Below are 19111 nucleotides of genomic sequence, written 5' to 3'. Positions count from 1 at the left end.
CAGGGCTGACCAAAAGGTCAGGCCCTGGCTGGAACCGCCGCCTACTTGCGCGGTGCATACTCCAGGACATCCGAGAAAAAGGCCTGTTCTGGCAGTCCTGCGTCAATCAGAGCGTCCATCAGCGTGTAGACCATAGTTGGTGAACCGCTGGCGTGGACCTCGACATTACCCCAGTCCATGCCTGAAGCCAGAACCGCGCCCACCAGCTGATCATGGTGGCCACCCCAGTCGTTGTCCTCGTCATCACCAACCACGGGCAGGAATGTAAAGGGAGGCCATTCCTGCTGCCACTGCTGGGCAAGGCTCCGCAAATACATATCCTCGTGGCGACGCACGCCCCAGAATAGCCTGACCGGCTGGTTATAGTCGGTGCTGCGCAAGTAATCCACCAGACTCTTCATCTGGGCGAAACCGGTACCGGCTGCCACCAGTAACATCGGCTTGTCGGGCACGGTCGCCAAACAGGCCTTGCCATGGGGCAGTTCCAGAGTAACTTCACCGCCAGCCGTCAGGGCATCGATGACCTTCTGCGCAGAAACCCAGTCCGGCGTCGCCTGGATATGCAGTTCGATATTCTGTTCGGCCGGACTACTGGCAATGGAAAAATAACAGGGCTCGGCATCCGGAAGGTTCACGGACAAGTACTGGCCCGCGTGGAATGACAGTTCCCGACGACGCGGGAGTTGAAGCTCAACGCGGTATACGTCGTGACTGATTGATCGAACGTCCACGACCTTTGCCTGAAACTTGCGAGGCTGGTTATTTCCGGCTGCCATAACGGCGTTTATCTCCAGTTCAAGATCACCGAGCGCCTGACTCCTGCACAACATCAGGCGCTCACTGACCAAAATCTTCTGTTGGTTTCGGGTGTTGAGCACGGGCCCGGCCATCAGCCGTGCCTCACAGATTTCACACACCCCGTTGCGACAGGCCGCCGGCACATCAACGCCCGCCCTGGCGGCCGCGCTAAGCAGGTCGTCGCCCGGGCCGGCGTAAAACACGAGCCCGGAAGGCTTCAGAACGACCCGATGCACACTGTTGCCCCTATCACTCGGGGCGATCGGGGCCAGTTTCAATCCCCAGGCTGTCCCACAGCTCGTCCACCCGCTGCTTGACCTCATCGGTCATGGTAATAGGGGTGCCCCACTCCCGGTCGGTTTCACCGGGCCATTTGTTGGTGGCGTCCATCCCCATCTTTGATCCCAACCCGGACACCGGCGATGCAAAGTCCAGATAATCAATGGGGGTGTTATCCACCAGCGTGGTGTCACGGGTCGGATCCATGCGGGTGGTCATCGCCCAGATCACGTCCTTCCAGTCCCGGGCGTTCACGTCATCATCTGTCACAATGACGAACTTGGTATACATAAACTGACGCAGGAACGACCATACGCCCATCATGACCCGTTTGGCATGGCCTGGGTACTGCTTCTTCATGGTCACCACTGCAAGCCGGTAGGAACAACCCTCGGGTGGCAGGTAGAAATCCACGATCTCCGGAAACTGTTTCTGCAGAATCGGGATAAACACCTCATTCAGCGCGACACCCAGAATGGCTGGCTCATCAGGCGGCCGACCGGTGTATGTACTGTGATAGATCGGATCCCTGCGGTGCGTAATCCGCTCCACCGTAAACACCGGGAACTGGTCCACCTCGTTGTAATACCCGGTGTGATCACCAAAAGGCCCTTCCGGCGCCAAATCATCCGGATAGATAAAGCCCTCAAGCACTATCTCGGCACTGGCCGGCACCTGCAGATCACTGAGACCGGCTTTCACCAGTTCGGTGCGGCTGCCGCGCAACAGGCCGGCAAAGGCATATTCAGACAGGCTATCCGGCACCGGCGTCACGGCCCCGAGAATGGTGGCGGGATCCGCGCCCAGCGCAACGGCCACCGGATAGGGCTGTCCCGGGTTGGCCTTCTGGAATTCCTGGAAATCCAGGGCACCGCCCCGATGGCTCAGCCAACGCATGATCAGTCGGTTACGCCCAATCACCTGCTGGCGATAGATCCCCAGATTCTGTCTTTCCTTATGGGGACCACGGGTAATCACCAGTGGCCAGGTCACCAGCGGCCCCGCATCCCCCGGCCAGCAGTGCTGCACCGGGATCTGATACAGATCCACCTGATCCTTTTCGATCACCACATCCTGACAGGGCGCCGAGCGAAGCACCTTGGGACTCATCCGCATGACCTGGCGGAACAGGGGTAATTTCTCGATCGCATCCCTGAAGCCCTTGGGGGGATCCGGCTCCTTCAGGAACGCCAGCAATTTGCCAATGTCCCTGAGAGCCGTGACATTGTCCTGCCCCATCCCCATTGCGACCCGCTTTGGTGTACCAAACAGGTTAGCCAGCACGGGCATGTTGTAGCCTTTCGGATTCTCAAACAGCAACGCCGGACCCTCTGCCCGCAATGTGCGGTCACAGATTTCCGTCATTTCCAGATGGGGATCAACTTCAACAGAGATACGCTTCAGCTCGCCCAGTTTTTCCAACTGGTCAATGAAGTCTCTCAGGTCGTTGTATTTCATCGTTTGCTCCGAAGGTTTCGGGCTTTGTACGGGATACAGCGCTTATCGGATGTTTAAATCTGCACGCCAGATCAGGATGGGGGACGGGTGCGCGCAGGAATCAGGATAGCAGTGCCAGAAAATCCCTCCCCGGACTGTGTCTTGCCAGGGATGGCAGGACACAGTCTACAGGGAAGTATTCACGGCGTGTCCGGGGAGGGATTCCCCTGCGCCGCCCGCCACCAAGGGCCTGGCGCGCAGGAATATACCCGCGTCCTGAACTTAACGACGCTTCATCGACTGGAAGAACTCGTCGTTGGTCTTGGTGTCCTTGAGCTTGTCCAGCAGGAACTCAATGGCTGCGGTGTCGTCCTCCATGGAGTGCAGCAGCTTGCGCAGGATCCACACCCGCTGGATATCCGCCTCACTCATCAGCAGATCTTCCCGGCGTGTGCCGGAACTGCGGATATTGATCGCCGGGTACGTCCGCTTCTCGGCAATTTTGCGATCCAGATGGATCTCCATGTTGCCCGTACCCTTGAACTCCTCGTAAATCACTTCGTCCATCTTGGAGCCGGTGTTTACCAGCGCCGTCGCCAGAATGGTCAGGCTGCCGCCTTCTTCCACGTTACGAGCGGCACCAAAGAAACGCTTCGGCTTCTCCAGGGCATGGGCATCCACACCACCGGTAAGTACTTTGCCGGAGGAAGGGATCACCGTGTTGTAGGCTCGAGCCAGACGGGTAATGGAATCCAGCAGGATCACCACGTCTTTCTTGTGCTCAACCAGACGCTTGGCCTTCTCAATAACCATTTCCGCCACCTGAACGTGACGTGCAGGCGGCTCGTCAAAGGTGGAGGCAATCACCTCACCTCGCACCGTACGCTGCATTTCGGTTACTTCTTCCGGCCGCTCATCAATCAGCAGCACCATCACATGGCACTCCGGATTGTTGCGGGTAATGGACTGGGCAATGCTCTGCATCAGCAGAGTTTTACCGGCTTTGGGCGGGGATACGATCAGACCACGCTGGCCCTTGCCGATCGGCGCCACAAGATCCAGAACCCGTGAGGACAAATCCTCGGTACTGCCGTTTCCGGCCTCAAGCTGCAGGCGCTCTTGCGGAAACAGCGGTGTCAGGTTTTCAAACAGAATCTTGTTACGCGCATTGTCCGGTTTGTCGAAGTTAATTTCATTAACCTTCAACAGGGCAAAATAGCGCTCACCGTCTTTCGGCGGACGAATCTTGCCGGCAATGGTATCACCCGTGCGAAGGTTGAAACGCCGGATCTGACTCGGAGAGACGTAAATGTCGTCAGGACCTGCTAGGTAGGAGGCGTCAGCGGAACGGAGGAAGCCGAAACCGTCCTGCAGAATTTCCAGTACGCCATCACCGTAGATGTCTTCGCCGCTCTTGGCATGCCTCTTCAGAATAGTGAAGATAACATCCTGCTTGCGCGAACGAGCCAGGTTATCGAGGCCCATCTCTTGCGCAATTTCGAGCAATTCGGGCATGGAGTTCTGCTTGAGTTCAGTAAGATTCATAGTTTATTGAATTTTTCAGGAATGGAAGTAGTAAGCACGCATTGGAATGACAGGGACGCCCTGAACGAATTGATTAAAACGTCGTTTAACTAGGTGCTGGCCAAATGGAGCAACCGGTATAGATGGAATCCGGGATTAAAGTACTGAAGCCAGAGAGTGGGAACAACCGTTCGCCGGGCAACCGAGATCATCGACCACCTGACTGGCGAATGTCAAGTACACCGGCCAAATTAACGCCAATTTCATGGCACGCCAGTGTTTCCGCGCCCCCGTTTTAGCCGGGGGATCGCATCTCCCTCTGAAGGGTTACCCCTCTTCCAATCTTAATCCGTGACACGGATACTGACGAATATAGACCTTTTATAATTTTGCGGAGCCTATTCCATGAGCAGCGAACGCACCGACCAACTGACCCCTCTGAACATCGCCGTTCTTACCGTTTCTGATACCCGCGGCCCAAACGAAGATACATCCGGTCAATTCCTTGAAGACAGCGTGATCGAGGCAGGCCACAATCTGACTGCCCGACGCATTCTACCCGACGACGTGTACCTGGTAAGGGCCGTGATCTCGGACTGGATTGCCGATCCAAAAGTGCATGTCGTGGTTATTACCGGCGGCACCGGATTCCACGAACGAGACAGCACGCCCGAAGCCGTCGGCCCTTTGCTGGACAAGGCTATCGAAGGGTTCGGCGAAGAGTTCCGCCGGTTGTCTGCCGCCGAGATAGGGTCCTCCACCATTCAGTCCCGCGCCTTTGGCGGTCTCGCCAATCACACGGTGATCTTCTGTCTGCCCGGTTCCACCGGCGCATGTCGTACCGGCTGGAACGGTATCCTGAGCTCTCAGTTGGACAGTCGCCATGGCCCGTGCAATTTTTCCGCGCTGGTTTTGCGCAAACCTGAAGCCCCCCATTCCCGGTTACACGAACGGATCGGCAGCCGCGCCAAGCGCTGAAACCAGAGAACCAAAGGAGCAATAACAGGATGGCTGGCCCTAACCTGACCCCCGTTGACGATGCACTCACGCACCTGCTCTCCAGAGTCCCGGTAACGACAGCCGTTGAAACGGTGGCGTTGCAGGATTCACTGGATCGCATCCTGGCGGAAGACTACTACGTGCCCGCGGATGTCCCTCCCGCCGATAACAGCGCTGTAGACGGTTATGCCCTGCGCAAAGAGGATCTCGGGGCAGGCGAGCCACTACGGGTGTCAGCACGGGTTCCGGCCGGGCAAGCCCCGCAGCCGCTGGCGGCAGGCACCGCTGCACGCATTTTTACCGGATCCGAGATACCCGAAGGTGCTGATTCTGTGGTGATGCAGGAACGGGTCGACCTTTCGGATAACAGCATCACCGTTTCTGCAGAGGTCGAGGCAGGCCAAAATATCCGGCGCCAAGGCCAGGATCTGAAAAAAGGCGCTCTGGCGCTGACCAGCGGCACGCCTGTCCGCCCGCAGGAAATGGGATTACTCGCCTCCCTCGGCATTGCGAGGGTGTCAGTAATGGCTCGCCTTAAAGTCGCCATCCTTACTACCGGCGACGAACTGGTGGATCCCGGAACTCCACTGGCCCCCGGCCAGATCTATAACACCAACCGTTTTACCATGCTGGGGCTGCTTGCGAGCGCCGGTTGCGAGGTGGTGCTCTGTGAAACGCTCGAGGATACTCGCCAGGCAACCAGGGCATCAATTCAACGAGCCGCCACCCAGGCCGATCTGATCATTACCAGTGGTGGCGTGTCTGTGGGCGAAGAAGACCATGTCCGCGCGGTTCTGGAAGAATCCGGCGAGCTTTCGCTATGGCGGCTGGCGATCAAACCCGGTAAACCTCTGGCATTCGGCTCGATCAATGGCACACCGCTCCTTGGCCTGCCGGGAAACCCTGCCTCCGTCCTGGTAACGTTTCTGGTACTCGGCATGCCCGTTATCCGCAAATGTCAGGGGCATGGCCGTACTCGGGCAATCGGTGAAACACTTCCTGCAGCTTTCAGTGTGGCCTCTGCATCGACCCGCCGGGAGTATGTCCGCGCCCGCAAGGAGATCCAGAGCGGCGAGACTCACATTACCGCCTACCCCAACCAAAGCTCGGGTGTGATGAGCTCGGCATGCTGGGCCGATGGTCTGGCTGTCGTCCCTGAAGGCACTACGGTAGAGCCTGGGGATCTGTTAACTTACTATTCATTCGCAGAATTACTGGCCTGACCATGACTAAAGAAAACATCACCGTTCGCTTTTTTGCCCGTTTGCGGGAGGAACTGGATACGGAGGAACTGACGATTCCTGCAAAACCAGGACAGACCACCGGTGATCTTCTTGCCGCTCTGGCCGGCCGGGGTGGCCCCTGGGCCCAGCTTCAGGGTGGCCAGCCAGTCATGATCGCTGTGAATCAGGCCATGGCAAAACCCTCCACTCCTGTTCATGGAGGGGATGAAGTGGCTTTCTTCCCCCCGGTTACCGGAGGCTGAAATGATTTCGATACAAGCCGAGGACTTCGATCCTGCTGTTGAATATGCGGCGCTGAGGGACAGCGGCGCAGGAACAGGGGCTATTGCCATATTTTCCGGACTTGTCAGGGAAAGCGGTGATATGAAGGGGGTCACCGGGCTTTACCTTGAACACTACCCGGGCATGACCGAACAGGTAATCGGCGAATTGATTGACGAGGCATCGAATCGCTGGGACGTTCGCAAGGCGCGGGTGATTCACCGCGTTGGCCGGCTGGGTCTGCAGGACCAGATTGTCTTTGTGGGCATTTGCAGTGCCCACCGGGGCGATGCGTTTGCCGCTTGTCAGTACATTATGGACGCTTTAAAAACATCAGCGCCGTTCTGGAAGAAGGAACTGACCGAATCCGGAGAGCATTGGGTGGAGCAGAAAGCATCTGATGTGGCTCGAAGCAAGAACTGGGAATAAGTCGGTTCTGCCCAGCCTGCGGCCTTCACCACCAGCCAGGAGCAGCCCTGCCACTTTTGGCAGGCCAGAGGACGCTTTCATAACCATAAAAAACCGCCCGTGAGCTTTCGCTCAGGGGCGGTTTTTTATGTCCGGAAGGCAATCAGAGATTGCTGTCCAGGAAGGCGGCCAACTGGGATTTGGACAGGGCGCCAACTTTGGTGGCATCGACGTTACCGTTCTTGAACAGCATCAGTGTCGGGATACCACGAATGTTGAATTTCGGCGGAGTCTGCTCGTTTTCGTCGATATTCAGCTTACAGATTTTCAGCTTGCCATCGTACTCGTCGGCAATTTCTTCCAGCACCGGTGCAATCATCTTGCAAGGGCCACACCATTCCGCCCAGTAGTCTACCAGCACCGGAACGTCGGACTGCAGTACGTCCTGTTCGAAAGAAGCGTCAGTTACGTTTACGATATTTCCGCTCATTACTTTTTCCTGATTCACGCGCCCCGCGTCGTGCCAGCATGTTTTTCGGATTACTGCCGGGGCGCTGTTGACTGTCGCTGAAGATGTGCCATTGTTCAAAAGCACGCCTTCGCCCTCATCACGATACGTAATACTTTACGCGATTGATCAGCCGGATGTGAAGCAGTAGATCTATCTGTAGAAATCCTGACAGCCAGGCTTCGGTGAAAGACGAAAGCTGTCCGTTACTGACAGGCCCGAGGAATTTCGCTTATAGTAGCCCGCAGATTCATATCAAAAGGATTTCGACCAACGTGACGGCCGCATCCACCGCCGAAAACGCTGCATCTTCATCGGAAGCCCTGGCAGCCATCGACATCGGCTCCAACAGTTTCCATATGGTGGTTGCCCGACTGGTCCACGGAGAAATCCGCACCCTCGAGAAGATGGGTGAGAAAGTTCAACTTGGCGCTGGGCTGGATCAATTCAACCGGCTGACTGAGGAAGCGCAGGAACGGGCCCTGGCCTGTCTGAGAAAATTTGCGCAGCGCCTCAACGGCATGCCCCCGGAATCGGTCCAGATTGTCGGTACCAACGCGCTAAGAGTCGCCCGCAATGCCTCTGAGTTCATAGCCCGAGCCGAAGAGGTCCTGGGTTATCCGGTAGAGATCATCGCCGGCCGGGAGGAAGCTCGCCTGATCTATCTCGGGGTTTCCCATACGCTGTCTGACGATATCGGTCGTCGTCTTGTCATTGATATCGGTGGCGGCAGCACGGAGTTCATTATTGGCCAGCGCTTTGAACCCCAGGTTCTGGAAAGCCTGCACATGGGCTGCGTGTCGTTTCGCAACCGCTACTTCCCCGACGGCAAGATTACCCGTCGACAGCTGGATAAGGCGATCACCCACGCGGAGCAGGAGCTCCTGAACATCCGGCGGCATTATCGGTCAGTGGGTTGGCAGAGCGCGGTGGGCTCGTCCGGCTCGATCAAGGCCATTGCCAATGTTCTGGTGAGCCTGAAGATTACCGATGGCACCATCAACCTCGCGGGCATGCAGGAGCTGCGTAAGCGGCTGGTCGATATGGGCAAGACCGACAAACTTGGAGAGCTGGGCGTGCGCTCTGACCGCCAGAGTATTTTCCCGGCCGGTTTCGCCATTCTGATGGGAGCGTTTCAGTCCCTGGGCATTGAGGAAATGGATTTTGCCGATGGTGCCCTGCGCGAGGGCCTGCTCTACGACATCGCCGGCAGAATCCAGCACGAAGACGTACGCGAGCGGACCATTTCCGCCCTGCAGGAACGCTATCATGTCGATCAGAATCACGGAGCAGCCGTAGAAGCCACCGCTGTAGCCGCCTGGCAACAGGTAGCGGACGCCTGGGGGCTGCAAACCGCCAGTGACGAGGAAGTCCTGCGCTGGGCCTGCCGCCTTCACGAGATTGGCCTGACTATTTCCCATAGCCAGTATCACAAGCATGGCGCCTATTTGCTGCGTTATTCCGACCTGCCTGGCTTCAGCCAGCAATTTCAGCGGGACCTGGCTACCCTGGTACGGGGCCATCGGCGCAAGTTCTCGCAGGCAATCTTTGAGGGTGTGGACCCGGATGACAAAACACGGCTTCGCTATCTCTGCGTCCTGCTGAGACTTGCGGTTCTCATCCAGCATCCGCGCAACATGGAATCGCCACCGGACGTAACCCTTCATGCCCACGACAAGAAGCTGGTGGTGGAATTCGCGGACGGCTGGCTTGATGACCGCCCTCTGACGCTGGCTGATCTGGAGAACGAGCGGGACTACCTTGCCAAACAGGATTTTGAACTGGAAATCGCCGGCGCCTGACCGGCTTTACCCAGCCAGTTCAGCCTCCATGGATTCCACGGTCTCGCTCACGTCCAGCCACTCGGCCTCCATGTCTTCCAGGCGGCCTTTAGCCTCCGCCTGTTTACCAAGCAGTTCCTGCAGCCTGGCCTTGCCACTCGCATCATAAAGGGTCGGATCGGAGAGGTCCGATTCGAGGACCCTCAGGGTTTCCTGGAGGGTATCCATTTTCCGCTCCAGAGCCGTCTGCTTCTTTCGGTAAGGACTGAGTTTCTGGCGCAGCGCGGCTTCGGCGCGCTTACGGGACTTGCGGTCATCCGCACTCTCACCGACGGCAACCTCTGCATCGGAATCACCGCCTCCCTGGCGGCTCTCACTCTGGCGCTTCGGCGCCTCGGTCTCGTCCTTGCGACGGTCCGCAAGCCAGCGCTCGTAGTCTTCGAGATCTCCCTCGTATTCAGCAACCCGGCCATCATTCACCAGCCAGAACTCATCGACGGTGTTTCGAAGCAGATGACGATCGTGGGAGACAACGACAATGGCGCCCTCAAAGTTCTGCAGTGCCATGGTCAGTGCCTGGCGCATTTCCAGATCAAGGTGGTTGGTAGGCTCGTCCAACAACAGCAGGTTTGGCTTCTGCCAGGCAATCACCGCCAGTGCCACCCTGGCTTTTTCACCGCCAGAGAAGGACCGTATGGGGCTCAGAGCCTGATCTCCGTGGAAATCGAATCCTCCCAGAAAATTGCGAACCCGCTGTTCCGAGGCCCTGGGCTCGAGGCGTTGAAGATGCAGGAACGGGCTCGCATCCAGATCAAGCGACTCCAGCTGATGCTGGGCAAAATAACCAATAGCCAGATGCTCGCCGCAGGTTCGCTCACCGGACAACAAGGTAGCCTCACCCCGCAGAGCATCCATTAACGTGGATTTGCCAGCGCCATTAGGGCCGAGTAGCCCTACCCGGCTTCCCGGCAGCAGGGCGATATTAATGCCATCAAGAATGGTGACGTCACCGTGACCGGCGCTCCCGTTTCGGATAGACAGCAAGGGGTTGGAAACCTTCTCTGCTAACGGAAACTCGAAACTGAACGGCGAATCAATGTGAGCAGGCGCAATTTTCTCCATGCGTTCCAACGACTTGACCCGACTCTGTGCCTGCCGGGCTTTTGTGGCCTTGGCCTTGAAGCGGTCGATAAACCGTTGAATTTCGGCTATGCGAGCCTGCTGACGTTCAAAACCCGCCTGCTGCTGGGCCAGGCGCTCACTGCGCTGGCCTTCGAAGGCGGAGTAGTTGCCGGTATAGATGTCCAGATTACGCTGATCAAAGTGCACCACATGAGTCGCAACCCGATCCATGAAGTCCCGGTCGTGGGAAATAAAGAGCAGGGTGCCGGAATAGCGTCGCAGCCAGTTTTCCAGCCACAGGCATGCGTCGAGGTCCAAATGGTTAGTGGGCTCGTCCAGCAACAGCAGATCCGATGGCCGCATAAGGGCCTGGGCAAGATTCAGGCGTATGCGCCAGCCACCGGAAAACGCCGACACCGGGCGATCCGCATCGTCGTCGGTAAACCCAAGACCGCGCAACAGGGACTCTGCCCGACGCGGCGCCGACCAGGCCTCGTGCACATCCAGTTCGCCGTGGATACGGGCGAGGGCGTGATCATCTCCCCGGCCCTCTGCGTCAGCGAGTTCAGCCTCGAGACGACGGAGATCGATATCGCCATCAAGCACGAAATCCCTCGCACTTCGCCCGGATGCCTCAAATTCCTGGGCCATATGGGCAATGCGACAACCTCCCGGGAGCGAGATACTGCCCTGCTCCGGTGACAGTTGCCCGAGTAAAAGCTGAAACAGGCTCGATTTACCGGCGCCATTAGCTCCGACAATGGCAACTCGCTGGCCCGGCTGGACGGTCAGGTTGACGGATTCTAGCAACCAGACGCCACCCCGTTGTAAACTGAGATCGGTTATCGTTAACATGTTTTCATTTTATCAACGTAAGTTTTCAGGGAAGGTTCTGTTGTCATGTCGGTCTCGTCAGGAAGCAACGGTGAGTTACCGGCAAATTCCCTGGATTTACCGGAAAAACTGGAACCAGATAACCCTCTTTGGCGTTTTGCACTGGAGTTCTGGCAATACCCCGAAGCTCAGGAAAACTGCCTGGCGTTGCAACAGCAGGGCTGGAGCGTGACACGAATTCTATGTGCCGGGTGGCTTTCGCTGAATGGCAGAAGGTACTCCGGCATTGAGGACGCTACGTTAACAGAGTGGCGCGATCGTGTAACCGGTGGTTTGCGCGCCATACGGAAATGGCTTCCCAAGTCGAATACAGCATGCCAGAAACTGCGAGACGGCACTGGCGGCCTGGAGCTGGAAGCAGAACGAATCGAGCTGGCACTGGCCTGGCAGACACTGATTACCCAAAACCCGGAATACAGCGATATGCACGGACGCGAAAAGCTAATCCGAAACAATCTCGAGGCCGCAGCCCCGTCTCCGAGCTCAATCCGGAGCGCGAAACCTCAACTGAATGCACTGGCCAGTACGCTGGCAAATTTCCCAAAGGGAGAACCCCGGCCATGATCATGAAATGGCTCATCCGGCTCTCGTTCCCGGCACTCGGGTTGCTGTTGTTACTGATTGTTTTCGGCCTGAACGATCCGGAACAGGTTTCCAAACCCGTGGCTGACGAGAAACAGCCTGAAATTCCGGCGTTTGAGGGGCTGGTCCCCTCCCCGATTGCAACGGAAGGACCTGATATCATCTTCAAGTGGCAGGATACCGAAGGCAATTGGCACTATGCCGACCAGCCGCCGGAGCATGGCCCGTGGAACACGCTCGCAATAGAGCGGTCTGAGAGGGCGCTGCAAGGAGAAAGGCCATCGGATCCGGAAACCGATTGGCAATCTCCATACAGCGCACCGTTCTCATTGGGACCCACTGCCGGTCGCAATGGCAGCTGATCGAACCGTCCGGTTTCTTAACACATGTTCAGTGGCATCTGCCGCCAGAACCCGTTACCTTCGGCGTTCTGACAAACAAAAGCTACGGGCACAGCCCCTAAACAGACGTTAAAGGATGAAGCAATGAAGAAAGCACTGCTCGCACTGGCGATGACCGGAATTGTTGCCGGCTGCTCGACTCCGCCGGAAACGCCGGAACAGCCTAAACTGGAATCCACCGACCAGAAAGTGAGTTACGGCATGGGACTGGTCCTTGGTGAGCGCATGGGCAACGACCTGCCAGACCTGCAGATGGATCAGTTCCTTGAGGGCATCCAGCACGGTCACGCGGGTGACGACGAAGCCAAGCGTATGAGCCGTGAAGAGGTCCAGCAGGCGCTGATGACCTATCAGCAGCAACTGCAGGAAGAGCAGTCCAAACAGATTGAAGATCTGGCCCAGAAAAACAAGGACGCCGGCGAGGCTTTCCTGGCCGAAAATGGTGCCCGTGAAAACGTTGAAACCACGGAATCCGGCCTGCAGTTCGAAGTTCTGGAAGAAGGCAATGGCGAGAAGCCAGCCGCGACCGATACCGTTGAGGTCCACTACACCGGCGAATTGCTCTCCGGCGAAGTTTTTGACAGCTCCCGCGAGCGCGGCGAGCCAGTTACTTTTGGCCTGAACCAGGTAATCCCTGGCTGGACCGAAGGATTGCAGCTGATGAGCGAAGGCGCACGCTACAAACTCTACATCCCCTCCGAGCTGGCCTACGGCCCGGGTGGAAACCGCGCTATTGGCCCCAACGAAACGCTGGTATTCGACGTAGAACTGCTGAGCATCAACCCTCAGGACGATAAGGCCGCTGACTCGGAATAATCAGCGAGCAATAAAAAGCCTCAGCCCGGGATAACCGGTGCTGAGGCTTTTCTATGCCAAGACCTCAATCAGGAGATCAGGCCGACGCGACCTTGCCAGCGTGGACGTTGTGAAGGTGTTCGATCAGGAAATCCTCCATCTCAAAACGGGTTTCCAGCATCTCTCCCAGTTTTGAAAGCTCACTGAACAACGCGTTGACGTCTTCTTCCGTCAAGTCACGGCCATCCACACGATCGTTGAAATTAAGAGCTACCTCGGTGGTATGCTCAATGCGCGGATAAACCTTGCCGGCAAGCTCCAGCCCGCCATCGTCAAACTCCCGGGCTTCCTGAACCAGCTGTTCGTATATCTCGAAGTGCCCGGTCGAAACGTAATCCACCAGCAATTCGCACAGGCGCACGAATTTGCCTCTCAGGGCCTCGGTCTGGGAATAATCGCTTTCACCGGACAGGTCACAATAGTGAACCAGCAGTTCCTGACGCTCCTTGAGCCAGCGGTCAATGAGTTCGCTAACGCCACCCCAACGCTCCCTGGCATTTCGGCAATTTTCCAACATGACGCCTTTTCTCCGCTTGGTAACCCGGAACTTCAGTCTCGGTTTTGATTCTTCTCAGATGGAGTTCAAGTTACCCCATGCCACCCATTCACCGCAACCGTTTCACCCGGCAATCCAGCCTCTTGGCTTTGAGCGACGAAACAACAGAACCAGACCAACGATAACCAGCAAAACGAAGAAAACCGCCGTCCAGCCGGGAATGCTCAATCCAAGGAAACGCCAAACAACTTCCGCACAATCGCCTGTACCTCTGAGCGCAGTTGTAAGCACCTCAAAAAACGGGAGGACTTCCAGCATATAATCCACCGAGGGGCCACAGGCAGGCACCTGGTCCGCGGGCAAGCTCTGGAGCCATAGCTGACGGCCAGCCACTCCGAGCCCTGCGCCCGCGGTAACAGCCAGCAGCAGGCCGTAAAGTCGCACACCAAAGCCCGTGGGACCATGCAGTGCAGCCAGCAAGCTCACCAGTCCGGCGCCCATAAAGCCAAACCGCTGGAGCCAGCATAGCGGGCAGGGCTCAAGGCCCATAACATGCTCCATGTAAAACGCCACGGCAAGCAGCCCGGCACAAACAACGAAAATAAGCCCAAATACCCACCTGCTGGTCAAAAGAACACCTCGAAATGATGAATTGAAACTGCATCCTCGCACCGGGCCTGTTATTCTCGGTCCATCCGGTGACATTGCTGCTGATCCGTCACTAAACCCTAAACCATGATCAACTTCAAGCCTATGACACTTCAGCCAAAATCCATTCTGACGTTGATAATCTTGCTGTGCTCAATGCTGGCATTTCCCGTACTGGCTCAGGAAAGCGATGCGGAAGAGGAAGAGGTCGTCGAGGAAACCGGCGTTACCGACTACATTGCCATGGAGCCTGCCTTTGTGACCCATGTGGGCACCCCGGGCAACAAGGTGACCTACCTGAAGGCGGCGATCAGCCTGCGAACCTCCAGTGCGGCCGTTCGCCCTGCCGTTGAAGCCCACATGCCAAGGCTTCGACATGAACTGATCATGCTCTTCGGTGAACAGACCGACACCGATCGGCTTACATCCATGGAAGGGCAACAGGCACTGAGGGAGGAAGCTAAAAAGCGGATCAATCAGGTATTGGAGGAACAGCAAACCGGGGAAGCCATCACAGGCGTCTTGTTCACAGAGTTTGTCGTGCAGAAATAAGAGCGCAGGAACCGCGCTCAGGCAATTCTCGAGAACAGATCATCACCAGGGGTGCGTTCATCCCGGGCGACCCGTTCGGCGTCATCCCAACCAGCTTCCCAGGCAGCAATCACCACGTCACCTCGATAGGGACAGCGGGCTTTTTCCATGCCCATTGAAGAAGCCATATAACCCTGACGGTAAGCCTTGTTCAGCGCTTCCACGTCCCAGCCGAGTTTAATATCTCTGGCCATACCGGCCTCCCTCTTGTCCCTGATTTTACAAAAACTAACAGCCGCTTCTGGTGCTGACAAACTTTTGTTCAGTTTCTGTGCACCAGGTCCGAAAGGGAGAGGGTAAGCCCGGCGGTCAGGATTTCAGGTAGTCTTCAAGGAACTCCCCGAAGGTCTGGGTCTGATTTTCTTCCATGCGCTTTTGCTCCGCCATCGACTCTGCAGTCATCGAGCGGAAAGCGGCCAGAACATCTGCATCCAGACCTTCCTCCCGGAGAGTTTTCTGGTGCTGACGCGACATAGCCATCACCCATTCACGGTGCCCCTGCCCCGAGCTCCGCATGGCCTCCAGAACCTTCTCTGACGGGACCGACCATACATCGGGCCCTGAGAGTTTCTTGCGCTGTTCCGTCAGTGCGTTGCGATAGGTCTCGCCACCATTCCAGCCGTCCAGCAACTCGGCCAGTGGCTCCAACTGTTCGAGCAATTGCACGGCGGCATCACCGACCTGCGTGCGATGACCTCCCTGGCACAGTGAGAGTTCCCGGTTGCGACCATGGGCAACCACATCCTTGTAATTATCATCCAGGCGCTCGCACTCGGCATCACCGATGCAAGGACTGTCCGAGAGCAGGCAATCCAGCAGGAACAAATCCAGGAAATCAATCTGGGCCTCATTCACACCCACCGGCGAGAATGGATCAAGGTCCAGACAACGAACCTCAATGTATTCAACACCACGGGCTTCCAGGGCCTGAATTGGCTTCTCTTCACGCTCGGTCGTCCGCTTGGGGCGAACTGCACTGTAATACTCGTTTTCGATCTGGAGCACACTGGTGTTGATCTGGATAAACTTGTCGCCCCGGCGGGTGCCGATCGCTTCATAGGCCGGCCAGGTGGTGTGGATAGCTCTATCCAGAGTTTGAGTATAGGTGCTCAGTTCGTTAAAACAGATGTTGAGTGAAGCCTGGGCGTTGTTGTGATAGCCCAGGTCCCCCATACGCAGAGAGGTGGCTTCCGGTCCGTACAACGTATCATCATCAAAGCCAGCAAGATCATGGCTGACGTTGTCCACGAAACTGGCGTCCAGCGCAGGCGAGGCACCGAACAGCAGCATCAGTAGCCAGCTGCGCCTGCGGAAATTCCGGATCAGCCAGAAATACTGGTCTGATTTGAAGTCCTTCAGGCTTTGCTGATTTCCGAGCGTCTCCTGCCACTTCCGCCAGAAACTGTCTGGCAAAGACAGATTATAGTGAGCACCGGCGATACTCTGCATCATTCGCCCATAACGAACCGCCAGTCCCTGACGATAGACATTCTTCAACTGCCCGATATTGGATGACCCATACTCGGCGATTGGAATACTGGGGTCTCCCTCCAGTTCGCAGGGCATGCTCGCTGCCCAGAATACTTCGTCACCGAGATTCTGCTGGACGAAGCGGTGAGTATTCCTCAGCGACTCCATCATTTCGCGAGTACTGGCACAGACGGGCGTAATCAGCTCCAGCAAGGCCTCGGAATAGTCCGTGGTAATCTGCGGGTGAGTCAGTGCAGAACCGAGGGCTTCGGGATGAGGTGTTTGGGCAATGAAACCATTACGATCGACTCGCAGGCCCTCTTTCTCGACTCCTTTGAGAAAGCCGTTCCAGTCACTGGCGGCAAACTGGCGAAAAACAGAATGGCGGGATTCAGCCATGGTGTACTCCTGCTGCAGCCGGCACCCACTCCTGAGCAGGTGTCGGCCGATGAAAAGATAGAAACCGGTTAGCGGCTATCCTTGCGGGCCGAGGCCATGGCCTGGGCCAATGCGCCCGCCATGGCGCCCTTCTGCTGCTTTTGTCCACCGCCAGCCTGACTCGGGTTACGGCCGGCGGACTTTTGCTCGCCACGGCCACGCGCGGAGTCAGCCGGCTTACCGCCGTTTTTCTCACCCGGCTGGTCATCCATCCGCATGGACAGGGCAATCCGCTTGCGGGGAATATCCACATCCATCACTTTAACCTTGACGATATCCCCCGCTTTCACCACTTCCCGGGGATCTTTCACAAACGTATGGGACAGAGCCGAAATATGCACTAACCCGTCCTGATGAACCCCGACATCCACGAACGCTCCGAAATTGGTGACGTTGGTTACCGAGCCCTCAAGAGTCATACCCGGTTTCAGATCACTCAGGGTTTCCACCCCTTCTTCAAAGCTTGCGAAACGAAATTCCGGTCGCGGGTCGCGGCCTGGCTTCTCCATCTCGGAGATTATGTCCTTGATGGTGGGCAAACCAAACCGTTCTGTTACGTAATCCTGCGGATTCAGACCACGCAGAAACGAAGAATCGCCAACAATGTCGTCTACCTTACGATTATTCTTCGCGGCAATCGCCTCTACCACTCCGTAGGCTTCCGGGTGGACAGACGAACGATCCAGCGGGTTCTCACCGCCGGCAATGCGCAGGAAGCCGGCGGCCTGCTCGAAGGTGCGGTCGCCCAGGCGTGACACTTTCAGCAACTGTTTGCGGTTATGGAACAGGCCGTTCTGGTTGCGGAAATCGACAATATTCTGGGCGATGCTCTGGTTAAGCCCGGATACCTTTGCCAGCAGTGGCACGGAAGCCGTATTCAAATCGACCCCAACACCGTTCACACAATCCTCAACCACGGCATCCAGGCTCCGTGAGAGCTGGACCTGGGAGACGTCGTGCTGATATTGACCGACACCGATGGACTTCGGTTCAATCTTCACCAGCTCCGCCAGTGGGTCCTGCAGGCGGCGGGCAATGGAAACCGCACCACGAATGGTAACGTCCAGATCCGGCAATTCCCTGGAGGCAAACTCGGAGGCAGAATAGATCGATGCCCCGGATTCGCTCACCACAATCCGGGCGAGCTTCAATTCGGGGTAGCGCTTGCACAGATCGGCTACCAGCTTTTCGGTTTCCCGGGACGCGGTACCGTTGCCAATCGCCACCAGTTCAATCTTGTATTCACGACACCAGGTTGCCAACTGTTCAATCGATTGGTCCCATTGGTTCTTGGGGGCATGGGGGAAAATCGCACCATGGCCAACAACCTGGCTGGTACCATCGATCACAGCCACCTTCACACCGGTGCGCAGCCCGGGATCCAGCCCCAGAGTGGGACGCGGGCCGGCCGGAGCCAGCAACAGCAGATCCTTCAGGTTGGCGGCAAAAACATTGATTGCCTCAGTCTCGGCAGATTCGCGCACCTGCGCCATCAGATCAGTCTCAATCTGGGTAGACAGCTTCACCCGCCAGGTCCAGCGCACCACCTCCGACAGCCACTTGTCCGCAGGACGGCCGTTATCACGGATGTTCCAGCGTGCGCCAATACGCTGCTCTGCAGGATGCGGCTGCCGCCGGTCGTCTGCACCGTCGCCGACAACAAGAGAATAGGCCAGTATGCCTTCATTACGACCGCGGAGAATCGCCAGCGCCCGGTGAGATGGCACCCGCTTCAGTGGCTCCACATGATCAAAATAATCGCGGAATTTGGCCCCCTCGTTTTCCTTGCCCTCGATCACCGATACTTTCAGCTGACCTTCCTGCCAGATAAAGTCCCGCAGGCTACCCAGCAACTCGGCATCCTCGGCGAAGCGCTCCATCAAAATATAGCGCGCGCCATCCAGGGCGGCCTTGGTATCTTCGATACCGGCTTCCTTGTTGAGGTACTCCCCGGCAGTCGTTTCCGGATCCATTGAGGGATCGTCATACAGGGCGTCCGCCAGCGGTTCCAGGCCAGCCTCCCGGGCGATCTGTGCTTTGGTCCGGCGCTTTGGCTTGTAGGGCAGGTAAAGATCTTCCAGGCGGTTCTTGGTGTCCGCGGCGTCAATGCTGGTGCGCAGTTCGTCGGTCAGCTTACCCTGCTCCTCAATGCTTTTGAGGATGGTGGAACGACGGTCCTCAAGTTCGCGCAGGTAGCGTAACCGGTCTTCCAGATTTCGTAGCTGACTGTCATCCAGCGAACCGGTCACTTCCTTCCGGTAGCGGGCAATAAATGGAACGGTCGCGCCCTCGTCAAGCAGAGCGACGGTGGCATTAACCTGTTGCTCGCGTACGCCGAGCTCGTCGGCGATGCGCCTGGAAATACTGTTCATGCA

19 protein-coding genes are annotated in these 19111 nt (G+C 57.1%); 9 read left to right on the top strand and 10 right to left on the bottom strand.

The window, feature by feature from the left end; genetic code table 11:
* Positions 1–41: 41 nt before the first annotated feature.
* From KFJ24_RS17450 to rho, 3 genes are all read right to left on the bottom strand, one after another.
* On the bottom strand, positions 42–1034 hold the full coding sequence (locus KFJ24_RS17450; RefSeq protein WP_250832408.1) for a 2Fe-2S iron-sulfur cluster-binding protein: 993 nt from the start codon (positions 1032–1034) through the stop codon (positions 42–44).
* A 13-nt stretch (positions 1035–1047) separates the two neighbouring features.
* Positions 1048–2535 carry a 4-hydroxy-3-polyprenylbenzoate decarboxylase gene (gene ubiD, locus KFJ24_RS17445; RefSeq protein ID WP_250832407.1) on the bottom strand — a complete coding sequence of 496 codons (1488 nt, stop codon included), beginning with the start codon at positions 2533–2535 and terminating at the stop codon, positions 1048–1050.
* 261 nt (positions 2536–2796) lie between these two features.
* A complete protein-coding gene (gene rho, locus KFJ24_RS17440) occupies positions 2797–4059 on the bottom strand; it encodes a transcription termination factor Rho (protein WP_250832406.1) in 1263 nt (420 codons plus the stop codon).
* A gap of 384 nt (positions 4060–4443) precedes the next feature.
* Between rho and moaB the strand changes: the two genes are divergently transcribed.
* Genes moaB through KFJ24_RS17420 form a run of 4 tightly spaced genes read left to right on the top strand, consistent with a single transcriptional unit; the run spans position 4444 to position 6971 of the window.
* Positions 4444–5016, top strand: a complete 573-nt coding sequence (gene moaB / locus KFJ24_RS17435) for a molybdenum cofactor biosynthesis protein B (RefSeq protein ID WP_250832405.1) — start codon at positions 4444–4446, stop codon at positions 5014–5016.
* Positions 5017–5045: 29 nt separating this feature from the next.
* Positions 5046–6260, top strand: a complete 1215-nt coding sequence (locus KFJ24_RS17430) for a molybdopterin molybdotransferase MoeA (protein WP_250832404.1) — start codon at positions 5046–5048, stop codon at positions 6258–6260.
* A gap of 2 nt (positions 6261–6262) precedes the next feature.
* Positions 6263–6523: a molybdopterin converting factor subunit 1 gene (gene moaD, locus KFJ24_RS17425; protein WP_250832403.1), complete on the top strand. Its 261-nt coding sequence runs from the start codon at positions 6263–6265 to the stop codon at positions 6521–6523.
* Between the two features lies 1 nt (position 6524).
* The gene (locus KFJ24_RS17420) at positions 6525–6971 is read left to right on the top strand and encodes a molybdenum cofactor biosynthesis protein MoaE (RefSeq protein ID WP_250832402.1); all 447 of its coding nucleotides are present in this window, start codon (positions 6525–6527) and stop codon (positions 6969–6971) included.
* A gap of 142 nt (positions 6972–7113) precedes the next feature.
* On the opposite strand, the gene trxA is transcribed toward KFJ24_RS17420, so the two are convergent.
* A complete protein-coding gene (gene trxA, locus KFJ24_RS17415; protein ID WP_012139190.1) occupies positions 7114–7440 on the bottom strand; it encodes a thioredoxin TrxA in 327 nt (108 codons plus the stop codon).
* Between the two features lie 293 nt (positions 7441–7733).
* Between trxA and ppx the strand changes: the two genes are divergently transcribed.
* Positions 7734–9260 carry an exopolyphosphatase gene (ppx, locus tag KFJ24_RS17410; protein WP_250832401.1) on the top strand — a complete coding sequence of 509 codons (1527 nt, stop codon included), beginning with the start codon at positions 7734–7736 and terminating at the stop codon, positions 9258–9260.
* 6 nt (positions 9261–9266) lie between these two features.
* Here ppx and KFJ24_RS17405 read toward each other — a convergent pair whose 3' ends face one another.
* Positions 9267–11216, bottom strand: a complete 1950-nt coding sequence (locus tag KFJ24_RS17405) for an ATP-binding cassette domain-containing protein (RefSeq protein WP_250832400.1) — start codon at positions 11214–11216, stop codon at positions 9267–9269.
* Between the two features lie 45 nt (positions 11217–11261).
* Here KFJ24_RS17405 and KFJ24_RS17400 point away from each other — a divergent pair, with 45 nt between their 5' ends.
* The 3 genes from KFJ24_RS17400 (at position 11262) to KFJ24_RS17390 (ending at position 13054) form a co-directional block, all read left to right on the top strand.
* Positions 11262–11819 (top strand): DUF2390 domain-containing protein, encoded by a 558-nt coding sequence (locus tag KFJ24_RS17400; protein WP_250832399.1) that lies wholly within the window; start codon positions 11262–11264, stop codon positions 11817–11819.
* Positions 11816–12199, top strand: a complete 384-nt coding sequence (locus KFJ24_RS17395) for a DUF4124 domain-containing protein (RefSeq protein ID WP_250832398.1) — start codon at positions 11816–11818, stop codon at positions 12197–12199. The genes KFJ24_RS17400 and KFJ24_RS17395 overlap by 4 nt, the downstream gene beginning before the upstream one ends.
* Before the next feature lie 123 nt (positions 12200–12322).
* Entirely contained in the window at positions 12323–13054 is a 732-nt protein-coding gene (locus KFJ24_RS17390) for an FKBP-type peptidyl-prolyl cis-trans isomerase (protein ID WP_250832397.1), read from the top strand.
* A 76-nt stretch (positions 13055–13130) separates the two neighbouring features.
* Here KFJ24_RS17390 and rsd read toward each other — a convergent pair whose 3' ends face one another.
* Both rsd and KFJ24_RS17380 read right to left on the bottom strand, forming a co-directional pair.
* Positions 13131–13610, bottom strand: a complete 480-nt coding sequence (gene rsd, locus KFJ24_RS17385; RefSeq protein WP_250832396.1) for a sigma D regulator — start codon at positions 13608–13610, stop codon at positions 13131–13133.
* Between the two features lie 102 nt (positions 13611–13712).
* On the bottom strand, positions 13713–14219 hold the full coding sequence (locus tag KFJ24_RS17380; RefSeq protein WP_250832395.1) for a disulfide bond formation protein B: 507 nt from the start codon (positions 14217–14219) through the stop codon (positions 13713–13715).
* Positions 14220–14342: 123 nt separating this feature from the next.
* Here KFJ24_RS17380 and KFJ24_RS17375 point away from each other — a divergent pair, with 123 nt between their 5' ends.
* Positions 14343–14789 carry a flagellar basal body-associated FliL family protein gene (locus KFJ24_RS17375; RefSeq protein WP_250832394.1) on the top strand — a complete coding sequence of 149 codons (447 nt, stop codon included), beginning with the start codon at positions 14343–14345 and terminating at the stop codon, positions 14787–14789.
* Positions 14790–14806: 17 nt separating this feature from the next.
* On the opposite strand, the gene rmf is transcribed toward KFJ24_RS17375, so the two are convergent.
* The 3 genes from rmf to KFJ24_RS17360 all read right to left on the bottom strand — a co-directional run bounded on the left by rmf (position 14807) and on the right by KFJ24_RS17360 (position 19108).
* A complete protein-coding gene (gene rmf / locus KFJ24_RS17370; RefSeq protein ID WP_250832393.1) occupies positions 14807–15022 on the bottom strand; it encodes a ribosome modulation factor in 216 nt (71 codons plus the stop codon).
* A 115-nt stretch (positions 15023–15137) separates the two neighbouring features.
* The gene (gene gshA, locus KFJ24_RS17365) at positions 15138–16697 is read right to left on the bottom strand and encodes a glutamate--cysteine ligase (RefSeq protein WP_250832392.1); all 1560 of its coding nucleotides are present in this window, start codon (positions 16695–16697) and stop codon (positions 15138–15140) included.
* Positions 16698–16765: 68 nt separating this feature from the next.
* Entirely contained in the window at positions 16766–19108 is a 2343-nt protein-coding gene (locus tag KFJ24_RS17360) for a Tex family protein (protein WP_250832391.1), read from the bottom strand.
* Between the last annotated feature and the right edge of the window lie 3 nt (positions 19109–19111).

This window comes from Marinobacter sediminum, assembly GCF_023657445.1.
GTDB lineage: Bacteria > Pseudomonadota > Gammaproteobacteria > Pseudomonadales > Oleiphilaceae > Marinobacter > Marinobacter sediminum_A.
Note: the sequence above shows the minus strand (reverse complement) of the source record. Positions and strands in the feature narration are given on the sequence as shown.

Bases quoted from the DNA above. Each gene is read 5' to 3' on its own strand.
- ubiD (WP_250832407.1), bottom strand. From the start codon at position 2,535: ATGAAATACAACGACCTGAGAGACTTCATTGACCAGTTGGAAAAACTG.
- rho (WP_250832406.1), bottom strand. From the start codon at position 4,059: ATGAATCTTACTGAACTCAAGCAGAACTCCATGCCCGAATTGCTCGAA.
- moaB (WP_250832405.1), top strand. From the start codon at position 4,444: ATGAGCAGCGAACGCACCGACCAACTGACCCCTCTGAACATCGCCGTT.
- KFJ24_RS17430 (WP_250832404.1), top strand. From the start codon at position 5,046: ATGGCTGGCCCTAACCTGACCCCCGTTGACGATGCACTCACGCACCTG.
- moaD (WP_250832403.1), top strand. From the start codon at position 6,263: ATGACTAAAGAAAACATCACCGTTCGCTTTTTTGCCCGTTTGCGGGAG.
- KFJ24_RS17420 (WP_250832402.1), top strand. From the start codon at position 6,525: ATGATTTCGATACAAGCCGAGGACTTCGATCCTGCTGTTGAATATGCG.
- trxA (WP_012139190.1), bottom strand. From the start codon at position 7,440: ATGAGCGGAAATATCGTAAACGTAACTGACGCTTCTTTCGAACAGGAC.
- KFJ24_RS17405 (WP_250832400.1), bottom strand. From the start codon at position 11,216: ATGTTAACGATAACCGATCTCAGTTTACAACGGGGTGGCGTCTGGTTG.
- KFJ24_RS17400 (WP_250832399.1), top strand. From the start codon at position 11,262: ATGTCGGTCTCGTCAGGAAGCAACGGTGAGTTACCGGCAAATTCCCTG.
- KFJ24_RS17395 (WP_250832398.1), top strand. From the start codon at position 11,816: ATGATCATGAAATGGCTCATCCGGCTCTCGTTCCCGGCACTCGGGTTG.
- KFJ24_RS17390 (WP_250832397.1), top strand. From the start codon at position 12,323: ATGAAGAAAGCACTGCTCGCACTGGCGATGACCGGAATTGTTGCCGGC.
- rsd (WP_250832396.1), bottom strand. From the start codon at position 13,610: ATGTTGGAAAATTGCCGAAATGCCAGGGAGCGTTGGGGTGGCGTTAGC.
- KFJ24_RS17375 (WP_250832394.1), top strand. From the start codon at position 14,343: ATGACACTTCAGCCAAAATCCATTCTGACGTTGATAATCTTGCTGTGC.
- rmf (WP_250832393.1), bottom strand. From the start codon at position 15,022: ATGGCCAGAGATATTAAACTCGGCTGGGACGTGGAAGCGCTGAACAAG.
- gshA (WP_250832392.1), bottom strand. From the start codon at position 16,697: ATGGCTGAATCCCGCCATTCTGTTTTTCGCCAGTTTGCCGCCAGTGAC.
- KFJ24_RS17360 (WP_250832391.1), bottom strand. From the start codon at position 19,108: ATGAACAGTATTTCCAGGCGCATCGCCGACGAGCTCGGCGTACGCGAG.